Genomic DNA, 15,072 nt, shown 5'->3' on the forward strand with positions numbered 1-15,072 from the left:
ACTGTCGAGGAAACGATTGAAGCCGCGCGCCAGATCACCCAGCTCATCGGCTCGAGAAGAATCTAACCTGTGAGTCAAATCACCACCACCGCTACCAATCGCCACCAATGCCGCTGTTACCTGACGGATCGGCCGCACCAGGCCGCGAGCCAGCAACACCACCAATAACAGGCAAACCAGAGCCACACCCAACCCAATGGCGCTGGTCATCCACATCGCTCGCCGGGCCTCGGCGTAGATCTGCGACTGCGGCACTTCAGCCACCAGGGTCCAACCCAGATCACGCAGCGGTAAGCTCAGGGCCAGGAAATCTTCGCCATCACGGACGAAACTGCTGCTGATCAGCCCTTGATGTCCCATCACAGCCTGCGCCGCCGGGCCGCCGATCTGCTCGGCCAATTGACGTTTGCCGCTGAATTGCGCTTCTGGGTGTACCTGAATCAAACCGTCGGAACGCACCAGATAGACCTTGCCGCGCTCACCGAAGCTGAAGTTTTGAATCAACTCTGACAGCTCGCGCATGCTTAGGCCCAGCCCGGCAACGCCCACGATTTTGCCGGCCTGTTCGACCTTGAGGTCGATAAACAGCGCAAGCTCTCCGGTGCGGGTGTCTTTGTCGATGTTCAGGGTGCGCGGCTGGCCGCTGTCGAGGAAGGCATAGAACCAGGCGTCGCTTGGACTGGATCGGTTCAGGGTCCGATCAAGACCTTTTTCGGTGTAGTAGTGGCTCGACTCGGCGCCCGCAATCAGCGCGGTAAAGGCTTTGTGCTCGGCGCGGATACCTTCCAGATAGCTGACAAAGCTATTGGTCTGGGCACTGCTTTCGCCCCCGGCCAACCATTCGCGCACCATGCTGTTGCTGGCGATGTCTTTGGCGGCGGTCAGCGGCTGGACCAGAATCCGTTCGATGTCATTGCGCATCGCTTCGATGCTGGAGGGCAGTGCCTTCTCCACCAGATAGCTCTGGGCCAGGCGGTTGACCACCAGGGTATAAATGCCAACCACGATCAGAATACTGACCAGCAAGGCGGTACCCATACTCAGGATCAACTGCCATTGAATACTGCGTCGCCAGAACTGCATGGAGCACCCCCAAAGAATAAGAGGCTGGAACACTGCAACAGCCATGCCGATTGTATACAAACTATAAAACAGTTTGTCCGGCGGTCTATTCCTTGGTTGTGCTCAATTCGATCAGGCCTGGCCGATCGTCCGCGAAATCACCTCAACCGTGGCGTTGACTTGCTCTTGGTAACGGTCGAGTTCCTGTTTGTGCCGTTTCTGCATGTCGATCTGCTGCGAGCACAGATTCATTGCCGCCAGCACCAACAGCTTGTCTCCAATCAGGGTCGGATATCTCTTCTTGGTAGCAGCCAGAGCGGTCTTCAGCATTAAAGCGGCGTCCAGCAGGGTCTGCTCTTCCCCGGCCGGAGCCTTGATCGAATAGTCCTCCCCGAGAATCGAGACGACTTTTATCCCGTCGGCGCCGTTTCTCATGCGCTGACAGGGCCCGTGCTGACGCGCTCAACCAGGGCTTGAATGCGTGCCACGGTGGCGCCCTGCTTTTCTTCCTGCTCCATCAGGCTCAGTTGCAGGCTCTCGTTTTCATCCTTGGCCTGGGCCAATTCCGCACTCAGGGTTTCGTTCGTACCGAGCAGCTCCTGGTTCTGTTGCACCAGGTCGCTGACCAGTTGTTCCAATTGGCTTAGGGATGCTTCCAACATTTTGATTTCTCAGGCATTTTCAAAGGGCGCGTACGATAAAGAAAAGTCACCACGGATGCCAGGGTTATCCGGGCCGGACGCCTTGATTTTCCTGGCGACAACCTTGCTTGCGAGTGTTAAAGACTGCGATTCATCCATCTGGTTCCTGGCGCTTCGTCGCACCGCCCCGCATGCGACAAAAGCGCGCAGGGGCTCAAGACTTTAGTCTTATGACCGATAGGCCACACATACCCTGTCTTGGCACCTCGCGCGCATGCGCTTTTTTCGGTAAACAGCATGTCCCTTCGTAATATGAATATCGCGCCGCGGGCGTTCCTCGGTTTTGCCTTGATAGGCGGCCTGATGTTGATTCTGGGTGTATTTGCCTTGAACCAGATGAGCAAGATCCGCGGTGCAGCCGAGGACATCACCCTGAGCAGCGTGCCAAGCATCAAGAGCCTTGATGAGTTCATACAGCTCACCCTGCGCCTGCGGGTGCTGTCCTATCGCCTGCTGGTCAACCGCGAGCCGGACGTACAGCAAAAGACCATGGAGCTGTTCGACACTCGCAACCAGCAGATCCGCGCCGCCCAATCCGTCTACGAAAAGCTGGTCACTAGCCCCCAGGAGCGCGCGGCGTACGACCAGTACGCGCAATTGCTGGGTCAGTACCGCCAAATTGAAGACCGGATGAAGACGCTGTCGCGTAATAACCAGGTCGACGAACTGCGCACGCTGGTCAATACCGAATTGCTGGCCAACTCCGAAGCGGTTAACACCGTGCTGAACCGCCTGTTGGAGATCAACTCCCAAGCGACCATCGACACCAACCAACAGGCCGCCGATCAGTATTCCTCGGCGTTCGATCTGGTGGTCGCTCTGTTGGTCATCGCCACCGGCCTGACGTTGCTGTTTGCCTGGTTGCTGACCAACAGCATCACCCAACCGATCGCAAACGCCTTGAGCGCTGCCCAAGCAATCGCCGAAGGTAACCTGACCCGCCCCATCAAGGTCGATGGCAGCGACGAAGCAGGTCGCCTGTTGCTGGCCATGTCGAAGATGCAGGAAAAACTGCGGGACACTCTGCAGCGGATTTCCGGTTCGGCCACGCAGTTGGCGTCCGCCGCTGAAGAGTTGAACAGTGTCACGGACGAAAGCGCCCGTGGCCTGACCCAACAGAACAACGAAATCGAACAGGCCGCCACCGCCGTCAATGAAATGACCAGCGCCGTAGAGGAAGTCGCGCGTAATGCGGTGAGCACCTCCGAAGCCTCGAAAAACGCCACCATGTCTGCCGGAGATGGCCGCGATCTGGTGCAGGAAACTGTCAGCGCCATCGAACGCATGAGCGGCGACGTGCAGAGCACCGCAACTTTGATCGGCAACCTGGCGGAAGAGTCGCGGGACATCGGCAAGGTGCTGGACGTGATTCGTGGCCTGGCCGACCAGACCAACTTGCTGGCGCTGAACGCAGCGATTGAAGCCGCACGCGCCGGTGAAGCCGGTCGTGGTTTTGCCGTAGTGGCGGATGAAGTTCGTGCCCTGGCGCATCGCACCCAGCAGTCCACCAGCGAAATCGAACGCATGATCGGCAGCATCCAGAGCGGCACCGAACACGCCGTGAGCTCGATGCGCAACAGCACCGAACGCGCCGAATCGACGCTGAACATCGCCAGGGGCGCCGGCCTGTCGCTGGACACCATCAACAGCGCCATCGTCGAAATCAATGAGCGCAATCTGGTCATCGCCAGCGCCGCCGAAGAGCAGGCGCAGGTCGCCCGTGAAGTCGACCGCAACCTGGTGAACATTCGCGACCTGTCAGTGCAATCGGCCACCGGAGCCAACCAGACCAGCGCGGCCAGTAACGAGTTGTCGCGTCTGGCGCTGGACCTGAACAACATGGTTGGGCGCTTTAGCCTCTAACGACACGAAGCAGCGTCGGCAGGACTGACGCTTTCGCGAGCAGGCTCGCTCCCACAGTTGACCGCGTTGTTCACATCGTTTGTGTACAACACAGATCTATTGTGGGAGCGAGCCTGCTCGCGAAGGTCCGAAGAACCAAAAGCTTTTTGACAGCATCACATTTCAACAGGTTAGAATCGATGGCACGCAGACTGCATGGTCAGTTTGTGCCCGTCTTTCTGGTTCTGGAGTGCTGCCATTGAATGCGACGACCATCAACAGCCTGTTCTTGATCGGCGCGTTGCTGGTGGGTGCGAGCATTCTGGTGAGCTCACTTTCGTCCCGCCTCGGGATCCCGATTCTGGTGATCATCCTGGCCGTGGGCATGGCCGCTGGCGTCGACGGCGGCGGCATCATCTTCGATAACTACCCCACCGCTTATCTGGTCGGCAACCTCGCCCTTGCGGTGATCCTGCTCGACGGCGGGTTGCGCACCCGGGTCGCGAGTTTCCGCGTGGCGTTATGGCCGGCACTGTCGCTGGCCACAGTCGGCGTGCTGATCACCACCGGGCTGACCGGCATGGCCGCCGCCTGGCTGTTCAACCTGAACCTGATCCAGGGCCTGCTGATTGGCGCCATCGTCGGTTCCACCGACGCCGCGGCAGTGTTCTCGCTACTGGGCGGCAAAGGTCTGAACGAACGGGTTACCGCCAGTCTCGAGATCGAGTCCGGCAGCAACGATCCGATGGCGGTGTTCCTCACCGTGACCCTGATCGACATGCTTGCCAGTGGCGAGACCGGTCTGCACTGGAGCCTGCTCGGGCACCTGATCCGCGAGTTCGGCATCGGCGGCATCATTGGCCTAAGCGGCGGCTGGTTGATGCTGCAAATGGTCAACCGGATCAAGCTGGCCTCCGGTCTCTACCCGATCCTGGTGATCAGCGGCGGACTCGTCGTCTTCGCCCTGACCAACGCCCTGCACGGCAGCGGTTTCCTCGCGGTGTACCTGTGCGGGCTGGTGATCGGCAACCGCCCGGTGCGCAGCCGCCACGGCATTCTGCATATGCTCGACGGTATGGCCTGGCTGGCGCAGATCGGCATGTTCCTGGTGCTCGGGCTGCTGGTGACACCTCACGATCTGCTGCCCATTGCCCTGCCCGCCCTCAGCCTGGCACTGTGGATGATTCTGTTTGCGCGGCCACTGTCGGTGATGGTCGGCCTGCTGCCGTTCAAGGCCTTCCATGGACGCGAGAAAGCCTTTATCTCGTGGGTAGGGCTGCGTGGTGCAGTACCGATCATTCTTGCCGTGTTCCCCTTGATGGCCGGTCTGCCGAACGCCCAGCTGTACTTCAATCTCGCATTCTTCATCGTGCTGGTGTCGCTGCTGGTGCAGGGCACCAGCCTGCCGTGGGTCGCCAAACTGCTGAAGGTAACGGTCCCGCCGGAGCCGGCGCCGATCTCCCGGGCTGCCCTCGAAGTGCACGTCACCAGTGAGTGGGAGCTATTCGTTTATCGTCTTGGCGCGGAAAAATGGTGCATCGGCGCGGCCCTTCGCGAGCTGAAAATGCCCGAAGGCACGCGCATCGCGGCACTGTTTCGCGGTCAGCAACTGCTCCATCCGTCGGGCAGTACCGTGCTCGAAGTCGGCGATTTGCTGTGTGTTATCGGCCATGAACACAACCTGCCAGCGCTGGGAAAACTCTTCAGCCAGGCACCGCAGCGGGGCCTCGATTTGCGCTTCTTCGGCGACTTCGTTCTGGAAGGCGACGCCCAGCTGGGCGCGGTTTCAGCGCTGTACGGGCTGCAACTCGAAGGGGTCGATCCGGACATACCGCTGGGTCGTTTCATTACCCAGAAAGTGGGGGGGGCTCCGGTGGTCGGCGACCAGGTGGAATGGAACAACACCATTTGGACGGTTGCCGTCATGGACGGGAACAAGATTGCCAAAGTGGGCGTCAGATTCCCCGAAGGAAGTCGCCCAGGCCCCGGGTTGTTCCTCTAAACTCCCTTTTCCGTTACGTTTTCGATCGGTCTCTATGCCAACTCTGCGCTCATTATTTGCTATTGCCCTGCTCGGGCTAAGTCTCTCCGTTGGCACCCTGCAAGCGGCCGAACCTCCGTCCGCCGAGACCGTCCAGAAGAGCCTGGACAAGATTGCCGAGCGCAAGCTGCCCGAGGCCGATCAAAAAGCCCTGCAAATGGTGCTGCAACAGACGCTGACTCAACTGTCCAACCGGAACGATTATGAAAAGCGCCTGAACGACCTCAAACAACAGTTGAGCACCGCCCCCAAGCAGAGCATCGAAAACCAGCGTGAGCTGGAGCGCCTCAAGGCCAGCAAAGCCGTACCGGTCGAACAACGCTACGCCAACCTGGCGGTGCCACAACTCGAGCAGATGCTCACTGAACGCAGTACCCAGCAAAGTGATCTGCAAAAAGCCCTGGCCGATGCCAACAGCCTGATCATCACCGCCCAGACCCGCCCCGAGCGCGCCCAGGCCGAAATCAGCGCCAGCCAGACCCGCATCCTGCAAATCAACAGCATCCTCAAGTTGGGTAAAGACAACGGCAAAACCCTTACGGCCGAACAACGCGATGCACTCAACGCTGAACTGGCCGCACTGAACGCGCTGATCCCGTTGCGCCGTCAGGAACTGGCGGGCAACAGTCAGCTGCAGGACCTGGGCAGCAGCCAACACGACTTGCTGCAGGAAAAAACCGCGCGCATGGAGCGCGAGATCCAGGACCTGCAAACTCTGATCAACCAGAAGCGTCTGGCCCAGTCTCAACAGACGGTGACCCAGCAATCGATCGAAGCGCAAAAGTCTGGCGGCAGCAATTTGCTGGCCACGGAAAGCGCTGCCAACCTCAAGCTCTCTGACTACCTGCTCAAAAGCACCGACCGTCTCAACGAGCTGACCCAGCAGAACCTGCAAACCAAGCAGCAACTCGACAGCGTGACTCAGAGTGACGCCGCACTCGATGAGCAAATCAGCGTACTCAGGGGTAGCTTGCTGTTATCGAAAATCCTCTACAAGCAAAAGCAGTCCCTGCCGCGCCTTAAGCTCGACGGCGATCTGGCCGACCAGATCGCCGACATTCGCTTGTACCAATTTGAGGTCAGCCAACAACGAGAGTTGCTTAGCAGCCCGAGCAGCTACGTCGAAACCCTGCTGGCGACCCAGCCGCCAGAACAAGTCACACCACAGTTGCGCAAGAACCTGCTCGAACTGGCGATCACCCGCGCCGATCTGCTGGAACGGCTAAACCGCGAGCTGAGCGCCGTGCTCAACGAGTCCATCACTCTGCAACTGAATCAGAAACAGCTGCTCAGCACCGCGCAAAGCCTGCGTGCGACCCTCGACGAACAGATGTTCTGGATCCCCAGCAACAAGCCGCTGGACTTCGAGTGGATGCGCGGTGTGCCGGACCGCCTGGAGAAACAGGTCACCACCCTGCCGTGGGCTTCGAGCCTGAGTGAGCTGGGCGATGGCCTGACCCAGCGGCCGCTGTTGTTTCTGCCGCTGGTGCTGCTGATCGGCTTCCTGATATGGCGCCGCAAATACCTCTATGCGCGGTTGAACAAGGTTCACCAGGACATCGGTCACTTCAAACGCGACAGCCAGTGGCACACACCGCAGGCGATTCTGATCAACGTGCTGCTGGCGATGCCGGTATCGCTGGCCCTGGCCCTGTGCGGCTTCGCACTGCAGATCGACGCCCGCGGGCAAAACGCCAACCTCGGTGCCGCCCTGCTGCAGATCGCCCAGGCGTGGCTGGTGTTCTACACCGCATACCGGATCCTTGCACCGGGCGGCGTGGCGGAACTGCATTTTCGCTGGGAAAGACCTCAGGTGGAATTCCTGCGCGGCTGGATCCGCCGTCTTGGTCTGGTCGTACTGGCGCTGGTGGCCGTGGTGGCGGTTGCCGAATTACAACCGGCATCCCTGGCGGATGACGTTATCGGCATCGCCGTGGTGCTGACCTGCTATGCCTTGATGGCCTGGTTGCTCAGCCGCCTGCTGCTCAACAGCCCGACGCATAACAGCGCCTCACTGTTTCGCAAAGCCGTCGGCATACTGTTTACCGTGCTGCCGATCGCCTTGTTCATTGCCGTGTGTTTTGGCTACTTCTACACCGCACTGAAACTCAGCGACCGGTTGATCAACACCCTGTACCTACTGATGTTCTGGCTGGTGATCGAGGCCACCTTCGTGCGCGGCCTGGCCGTCGCGGCGCGGCGTCTGGCCTACCAGCGGGCCCTGACCAAACGCCAGGCTGCCAAGGAAGCCGGCGACGGCGAAGCGATCGTCGAAGAACCAACGCTGGACATCGAGAAAGTCAACGAACAGTCCCTGCGACTGATCCGTCTGGCCTTGCTCGGCGGGTTCATCGCTGCGCTGTACTGGGTCTGGAAAGACCTGATCACGGTATTCTCGTACCTGGACAACATCACCCTGTACGAATACACCAGCGGCACCGGCGCCAACATGAGCATGGTGCCGATCAGCATCGGCGACATGCTTGGCGCATTGATCATTATCGGCATCACTCTGGCCCTGGCGCGAAACCTGCCAGGCTTGCTGGAAGTACTGGTGCTGTCCAAGCTCGACCTGGCCCAGGGCAGCGCTTACGCCACGACCACTCTGCTGACCTATGTGATTGCCGGCGTGGGTTTTGTCTCCACCCTGTCGACCCTCGGCGTGAGCTGGGACAAACTGCAATGGCTGGTGGCCGCGCTCTCGGTCGGTCTGGGTTTCGGCATGCAGGAGATCTTCGCCAACTTCATCTCCGGGATCATGATCCTGTTTGAGCGCCCGGTCCGGATCGGCGACACGATCACCATCGGCAACCTGTCGGGCACGGTGAGCAAAATCCGCATCCGCGCCACCACCATCACCGACTTCGACCGCAAGGACATCATTGTCCCGAACAAGACCTTCATCACCGGGCAACTGATCAACTGGTCACTGACTGACACCGTGACCCGGGTGACCCTCAAGCTGGGCGTTGGCTACGATTCGGACCTGGAGCTGGTGCGCACCCTGCTGCTCAGAGCCGCCATGGAAAACCCGCGCGTGTTGAAGGACCCTTCGCCCTCGGTGTTCTTCCTGAACTTCGGTGAAAGCACCCTGGATCACGAACTGCGTATTCATGTCCGTGACCTCGGCGACCGTAACCCGGCACTCGATGAAATCAACCGGTTCATCAACAGCGAGTTCAAAAAGCACAAGATCAACATCGCTTTCCGTCAGGTGGATGTGCACCTGAAAAACCTGACAGGCCAGGAACAGATATTGCTGGCCAGCGATGCTGTCAACCCCGCCACGCCTCCCGATAAAGGCAAGACCCCACCCGAGCCACCATCGGCGCATCTCGACTGACTGGACGCCACGCGCCAATCCCCAGCAGAATACTCAGACATTCTGCTGGAGATGGCCGTTGAAAGCCCTCGACGAACTGACCTTCGACAATCGCTTTGCCCTTCTGGGTGACGCGTTCTCAACCCATGTGCTGCCTGAACCCATCGGCGAGCCACGGCTGGTGGTTGCCAGCCCTGCGGCCATGGCGCTGCTGGACCTCGACCCCGCCGTCGCCGAGACACCGGTGTTCGCCGAACTGTTCAGTGGCCACAAACTCTGGGCCGAAGCCGAGCCACGAGCGATGGTCTATTCCGGGCATCAGTTCGGCTCCTACAACCCACAACTGGGAGACGGTCGCGGGCTGTTGCTGGGCGAGGTCTACAACGAAGCTGGTGAGCATTGGGACCTGCACCTCAAGGGCGCCGGACAAACGCCGTATTCGCGCATGGGCGATGGTCGGGCGGTACTGCGCTCATCGATCCGCGAGTTCCTGGCCTCTGAAGCGCTGCATGCGCTGGGCATTCCCACTACCCGCGCGCTGTGTGTGATTGGCTCGAGTACGCCCGTCTGGCGCGAGAAGCAGGAACGGGGGGCGATGGTGCTGCGCCTGGCGCCGAGCCATGTGCGTTTTGGGCATTTCGAATATTTCTATTACACGAAAAAACCCGAGCAGCAAAAGCAGCTCGGCGAGCATGTGCTGGCGATGCATTTTCCAGAATGTCTGGAGCAACCCGAGCCGTATCTGGCGATGTTCCGCGAGATCGTCGAGCGCAATGCCGAGCTGATCGCCAAATGGCAGGCTTATGGCTTCTGCCACGGCGTGATGAACACCGACAACATGTCGATCCTCGGCATCACTTTCGACTTCGGCCCGTTTGCCTTTCTCGATGACTTCGACGCCAATTTCATCTGCAATCATTCCGATGATCAAGGCCGCTACTCCTTCAGTAACCAGGTGCCCATCGGCCAATGGAACCTCAGCGCGCTGGCTCAGGCCCTGACGCCGTTCATCAGCGTCGACGCCCTGCGCGAAACCCTTGGCCTGTACTTTCCGCTGTACCAGGCTCACTACCTTGACTTGATGCGCCGCCGCCTCGGGCTGACCAGCGCCGAAGACGACGACCAGAAACTCGTCGAAGGTTTACTGCAACTGATGCAAAACAGCAGCGTCGACTACAGCCTGTTCTTCCGTCGCTTGGGCAATGAGTCCGCCGAACTGGCCGTCGCTCATCTGCGTGACGACTTCATTGACCTCAAAGGTTTCGACGCCTGGGCCGAACGCTACACAGCTCGCGTCGCCCGTGAAGGCAATGACGATCAAGACCAGCGCCGCACCCGCATGCACGCAGTCAACCCGCTCTACATCCTGCGCAACTACCTGGCGCAAAAAGCCATCGACGCGGCTGAAAGCGGTAATTACGAAGAGGTTCGCCGCTTACACACCGTACTGAGCAAACCGTTTGAAGAGCAACCGGAAATGGAAAGCTACGCAGAACGCCCACCTGAATGGGGTAAGCACCTGGAGATCAGTTGTTCGTCATGAAGACAACAAGGCTCGAAAGACTGCGTTGATGATCCAGCGACTTCGGTGCAGCACGATCAACAAACCAGCACTCACATGATGCGCAACTTTTCGCACAGTAGCCTGTGCATAACTCTGTTGATATCTCCTCATAAGCCACACACCACAAGCCTCTCAGCCTACTGCGCAAGAACTGGCGCAGTAGTGCGCAAATTCTTGCGCAACTTTCTTCGCTAATCGCTGAAAAAGCTCAAAAACCGTCTCGGATAATATTTATCTGATTGATTTATATAGATTATTTTTTAGTGGCATGGACCTTGATAACTGTCAGGTACCCACCGGGCGTTTTCGCCTCCCGGGCACCTCAACTACTAAAGCAAGGAGAGCATCCATGGCCACACCCGCGTATATGTCCATCACCGGCACCAAACAAGGTTTGATCACCGCTGGCGCGTTTACCGCCGACTCCGTTGGCAACACCTATCAGGAAGGCCACGAAGACCAGGTTATGGTTCAGGGCTTCAGCCACGAAGTGATCATCCCGCGTGACCCACAGTCCGGCCAACCCACCGGTCAGCGCGTTCACAAACCCGTGTGCATCACTAAAGTCTTCGACAAAGCCTCGCCGCTGATTCAAGCGGCACTGACCTCAGGCGAGCATCTGAGCGAGATCACTATCCAGTGGTACCGCACTTCGTCTGCGGGCACCCAAGAGCACTACTACACCACCAAACTGGAAGACGCGATCATCGTTTACGCCAAAGATTACATGCTCAACTGCCAAGATCCGGACAACGCGCACTTCACCCACCTGGAAGACGTTCATTTCACCTACCGCAAAATCACCTGGACCCACGAAGTCTCCGGTACTTCCGGTTCCGATGACTGGCGTACCCCGGTCGCTAGCTAACCGTTGCACCGCATCGGCCAGCTCTGCTGGTCGATGTTGTGGCTAGATTCTGAAGAATCAGAACTTGTACGTGCGCTTCACGAGCCCCCCACGCCTTGATAATCACCGCCTGCGACTCCAAATAAGCTTCATCGCCTTTTTTCCCGGAGCCCGCTCATGTCCGACTCACTGCTGATCCCCTGCCCCCACTGTAACGGCCTCAACCGCATCCCCTCCGAACGCCTGAACGACAAGCCCAAGTGCGGCCGGTGCAAAGCCGAGGTGTTGCTCCACAAGCCGTTCGAGTTGAAACAGGGCGATTACGCCAGTCAGATCAAGGGTGATTTGCCGTTACTGGTGGATGTGTGGGCGGATTGGTGCGGGCCGTGCAAGTCGTTTGCGCCGGTGTTTGAGCAGGCGGCTGGGCAGTTGGCGGGCAAGTGCCGCCTGGCCAAGCTGGACAGCGAAGCCAATCAGCAGTTGTCGGCGCAGTTGGGGATTCGCTCGATTCCCAGCCTGATTCTGTTCAAGAACGGCCGGGAAGTGGCACGCCAGAGCGGCGCCTTCCCGTTGCCGCAGTTACTGAGCTGGTTGCACAGTCAGGGCATCTAAGCACTGGGAGCCCCCAAAAGATCGTCCGAACGCGGCCCGAACCTGCGGCAGCTCCTACGCCGACGCCTACACCCGCAAATTATCAGGTGTATGCAATACCTGTAGGAGCTGCCGAAGGCTGCGATCCTGGCGATCTCGCAGACGTCACAGGTCAGGCGTTTTCCAGCAGGTTGTGCAGTTCGACGAATTGCTGGGTCAGTTTGTGCCGCGGGTCGAGGTGGATCAGCGGCATGTTGGCCTGATGGGATTCGCGCATGCGCACTGAGCTGCCCAGGTACACCGGCAGCACCGGCAGGCCTTCGCTGATCAGTTCGTCGAGCATCTGCTGCGGCAGGCTCGCGCGGGCCTGGAACTGGTTGACCACAATGCCTTCGACTTGCAGGTCTTCGTTGTGGTCTTCCTTGAGCTCTTCGATTTCTGCCAGCAGGCCGTACAGCGCCTGGCGCGAGAAGCTATCGCAATCGAAGGGAATCAACACGCGATCGGCGGCGATCAGCGCGGACACTGCGTAGAAATTCAACGCTGGCGGGGTATCGAGGTAGATCCGGTCGTAGTCCTCTGCCAACTCATCCAGCAGTTTGCGCAGCTTGTTGATCTTGTGTTTCGCCTCAAGCTTTGGCTGCAGGTCAGCCAGCTCGGCGGTGGCGGTGACCAAGTGCAGGTTGTCGAACGGGGTTTCGTATATATCCACCTGGTTTTTCTTTGAGAACGGCCCGGAGGACAGGGTCTGTTTGAAGAAATCGGCGATGCCCATCGGGATGTCGTTGCCGGTAAGCCCCGTGAGGTACTGAGTGGAGTTGGCTTGGGCATCAAGATCCACCAGCAGTGTCCGATAGCCTTCATGAGCACTCACCGCCGCCAGATTGCAGGCAATGCTGGATTTGCCTACGCCACCTTTCTGATTGAACACCACGCGCCGCATGTCAAAACCTCCATGTATCAAAGAATGACCGAGTGTAGTTGCCCACGCCTCTGCTTAGCTACCTCGCCGGTGGGAGATGTCGGAGCAGCCGGTCGACGCTCGATTGCTCGCAATGGACTCAAGGGCGACGCGTTTGTTCAGAAAACACGCGTTATCGTTAACGTCCATCGCGAGCTCGCTCCTACAGATGCGGCTGCGAAAATCCGGACAATCACCAAACGGCACTTTTTCCTGGAAAATGTGTCAATTACATTGAGCAAAATGTAACCAGTGTTTGCTACAAGTCAGCTGTGCCGGGATAATGCGCATCACTCGGCGATAGCGCCATGTAGCGCCGGTCGCCCAAGGCGATCCATCGCGTCAAGGAAGCCCGCAGGGGCGGAATGAATGTCTGAGATCAAATTCAACATCGCCCAATGGCGCGCCTGGGCTCCTGGGCTCGAAAGCGTGGGCGATTGGCAGAGCTGGAGCCGACAACCGGTCGTGCTCGACAGCAGCGATGCCGCCCCCGACGTCTCATTTCTCCCGGCGATGCAACGCCGACGTCTCAGTCGCCTGGCGCGGATGGCCTTCAGTGTTGGCTGGCCACTGGCCGAGGGCCGTGAACAGCTACCACTGGTTTTTATTTCCCGTCACGGCGAAACCCCGCGCAGCTTTGACATTCTCCTCGAGCTGGCCGCCAACCAGCCGTTGTCGCCGACCCAGTTCAGCCTGTCGGTGCATAACGCGGTGATCGGCCTGTGGTCGATCATGCGCGGCGAAACCAGTGAAATGACCGCCCTCGCCGCTGCTGGCGACGGGCTGGAGCACGGCATGCTAGAAGCCGCCGCGCTGCTCAACGAAGGCGCGCCGGCGGTGTTGCTGGTGGTCACTGAAGAGCAGCCGCCCGAGGCCTACGCCACCTGGGTTGACGATGTGCCCTTCCCGTATGCCGTCGGCCTGTTACTGACCCCGGGCAACGACTGGCAGCTGTCGCTGAGCAGCGCCACTGGCCAGGCACCCAAAGCCGACTGGCCCCACGCCCTGAATCTATTGCGTATTCTGCTCAATGAGCAGACCACCTGCCAACATGCCTGGAAGAGCCGTGTATGGAACTGGCAACGCAATCAATAAACGGTAAAAAACGTGACGCCTATTACTGGCGCCTGCTGGCTACTGCCGCAAGCTTTGCGCTGTTCGGCGTGGTCGGGTTATGTCTGCGACTGGTGGTTTTTCCGCTGCTCAACCGCCTGCCGGGCAATGCTCAGGTGCATCGACAACGGGCACGGCGCACTATCGGTCGGTTGTTCTGGTTTTTTATCCGCTTCATGGCCCGCACCGGAGTACTGACCTATGAGGTCGAAGGCGCGGAAAAACTCGGCCGCCCGGGACAGATAATCATCGCCAACCACCCGTCGCTGATCGATGTAGTGTTTCTTATCGGTCTGGTGCGCAACGCCAACTGCGTAGTCAAGCAAAGTCTCTGGCAAAACCCCTTCACTCGTGGCCCGCTGCGTTCCACCGAATACATCAGCAATGACGGCAGCATGGAAATGCTCGATGCCGCCGCAGATGCTTTGCGAGGCGGGCAGACACTGATTATCTTCCCCGAGGGCACCCGCACCCGGCCAGGCCAACCGCCGGCCTTTCATCGGGGCGCCGCAGCAATCGCCCTGCGTGGTGCGAGAATTGTGACCCCTGTGATCATCAAGGTCTGCCCGACCACTCTGACCAAAGCCGAACCCTGGTATCGCATCCCGCCGCGCCGCGTGCACTTCAGTTTCCGTGTCGGCGCCGATATAGATCCACAGACCTTTGCAACGCAAGGTCCTGCACCGCAGGCCTCGCGCAAGCTCAACGATTATCTGCACCACTACTTTATTAAGGAGCTCGCCGAAGATGAGTGATCTACAGCATGACCTTCAGCATGAAATCAAACTGTTGATTATCGACGCCCTGGGCCTCGAAGACATCAGCGCACAAGATATCGGCAACGAGCAGATTCTTTTCGGTGAAGGCCTGGGCCTGGATTCGGTAGACGCCCTCGAACTCGGTCTGGCGATTCAGAAAAAGTACGGTATCAAGATCGATGCCGACGCCAATGACACCCGCAATCACTTCACCAGTGTGGCCAGCCTTGCGGCTTTCGTCACTGCAAAACAGGCAGCTTGAGACCGGAC

Annotated in this window: 11 protein-coding genes and 3 pseudogenes; 10 read left to right on the forward strand and 4 right to left on the reverse strand. The window is 59.1% G+C overall.

From position 1 onward, the window contains the following. Positions 1–9 precede the first annotated feature (9 nt). The 3 genes and pseudogenes from ACZYSM_RS01105 to ACZYSM_RS01115 all read right to left on the reverse strand — a co-directional run. Positions 10–1,128 (reverse strand): annotated as a pseudogene (locus ACZYSM_RS01105) (HAMP domain-containing protein); the annotation flags it as partial. Positions 1,129–1,194: 66 nt separating this feature from the next. Then, positions 1,195–1,497: a cell division protein ZapA gene (locus ACZYSM_RS01110; protein WP_489068011.1), complete on the reverse strand. Its 303-nt coding sequence runs from the start codon at positions 1,495–1,497 to the stop codon at positions 1,195–1,197. Next, a complete protein-coding gene (locus tag ACZYSM_RS01115; RefSeq protein WP_489068012.1) occupies positions 1,494–1,724 on the reverse strand; it encodes a hypothetical protein in 231 nt (76 codons plus the stop codon). The genes ACZYSM_RS01110 and ACZYSM_RS01115 overlap by 4 nt, the downstream gene beginning before the upstream one ends. A gap of 342 nt (positions 1,725–2,066) precedes the next feature. Between ACZYSM_RS01115 and ACZYSM_RS01120 the strand changes: the two are divergent. The 7 genes and pseudogenes from ACZYSM_RS01120 to trxC all read left to right on the forward strand — a co-directional run. Next, positions 2,067–2,723, forward strand: a pseudogene (locus ACZYSM_RS01120) (MCP four helix bundle domain-containing protein); the annotation flags it as partial. 303 nt (positions 2,724–3,026) lie between these two features. Beyond that, positions 3,027–3,626, forward strand: a pseudogene (locus ACZYSM_RS01125) (methyl-accepting chemotaxis protein); the annotation flags it as partial. A gap of 238 nt (positions 3,627–3,864) precedes the next feature. Further along, on the forward strand, positions 3,865–5,607 hold the full coding sequence (locus ACZYSM_RS01130) for a potassium/proton antiporter (protein ID WP_489068014.1): 1,743 nt from the start codon (positions 3,865–3,867) through the stop codon (positions 5,605–5,607). Between the two features lie 34 nt (positions 5,608–5,641). Next, entirely contained in the window at positions 5,642–8,989 is a 3,348-nt protein-coding gene (gene mscK / locus ACZYSM_RS01135) for a mechanosensitive channel MscK (protein WP_489068016.1), read from the forward strand. Positions 8,990–9,047: 58 nt separating this feature from the next. Next, positions 9,048–10,511 carry a protein adenylyltransferase SelO gene (gene selO, locus ACZYSM_RS01140; RefSeq protein WP_489068018.1) on the forward strand — a complete coding sequence of 488 codons (1,464 nt, stop codon included), beginning with the start codon at positions 9,048–9,050 and terminating at the stop codon, positions 10,509–10,511. A 370-nt stretch (positions 10,512–10,881) separates the two neighbouring features. After that, the gene (locus ACZYSM_RS01145; RefSeq protein ID WP_489068020.1) at positions 10,882–11,400 is read left to right on the forward strand and encodes an Hcp family type VI secretion system effector; all 519 of its coding nucleotides are present in this window, start codon (positions 10,882–10,884) and stop codon (positions 11,398–11,400) included. A 156-nt stretch (positions 11,401–11,556) separates the two neighbouring features. Further along, the gene (gene trxC / locus ACZYSM_RS01150) at positions 11,557–11,991 is read left to right on the forward strand and encodes a thioredoxin TrxC (protein WP_489068022.1); all 435 of its coding nucleotides are present in this window, start codon (positions 11,557–11,559) and stop codon (positions 11,989–11,991) included. Between the two features lie 151 nt (positions 11,992–12,142). Here the strand turns inward: trxC and ACZYSM_RS01155 are convergent, their stop codons facing one another. Then, positions 12,143–12,913 carry a ParA family protein gene (locus ACZYSM_RS01155; RefSeq protein ID WP_489068024.1) on the reverse strand — a complete coding sequence of 257 codons (771 nt, stop codon included), beginning with the start codon at positions 12,911–12,913 and terminating at the stop codon, positions 12,143–12,145. 387 nt (positions 12,914–13,300) lie between these two features. On the opposite strand from ACZYSM_RS01155, the gene ACZYSM_RS01160 reads away from it, so the two are divergent. Genes ACZYSM_RS01160 through ACZYSM_RS01170 form a run of 3 tightly spaced genes read left to right on the forward strand, consistent with a single transcriptional unit; the run spans position 13,301 to position 15,064 of the window. Further along, positions 13,301–14,026 (forward strand): beta-ketoacyl synthase chain length factor, encoded by a 726-nt coding sequence (locus ACZYSM_RS01160; RefSeq protein WP_489068026.1) that lies wholly within the window; start codon positions 13,301–13,303, stop codon positions 14,024–14,026. Next, the gene (locus ACZYSM_RS01165; protein WP_489068028.1) at positions 14,002–14,799 is read left to right on the forward strand and encodes a lysophospholipid acyltransferase family protein; all 798 of its coding nucleotides are present in this window, start codon (positions 14,002–14,004) and stop codon (positions 14,797–14,799) included. The genes ACZYSM_RS01160 and ACZYSM_RS01165 overlap by 25 nt, the downstream gene beginning before the upstream one ends. Then, a complete protein-coding gene (locus ACZYSM_RS01170) occupies positions 14,792–15,064 on the forward strand; it encodes a phosphopantetheine-binding protein (RefSeq protein ID WP_489068030.1) in 273 nt (90 codons plus the stop codon). Before ACZYSM_RS01165 ends, ACZYSM_RS01170 begins: the two co-directional genes overlap by 8 nt. The last annotated feature ends 8 nt before the right edge of the window (positions 15,065–15,072 follow it).

Source organism: Pseudomonas sp. F220, assembly GCF_057813935.1.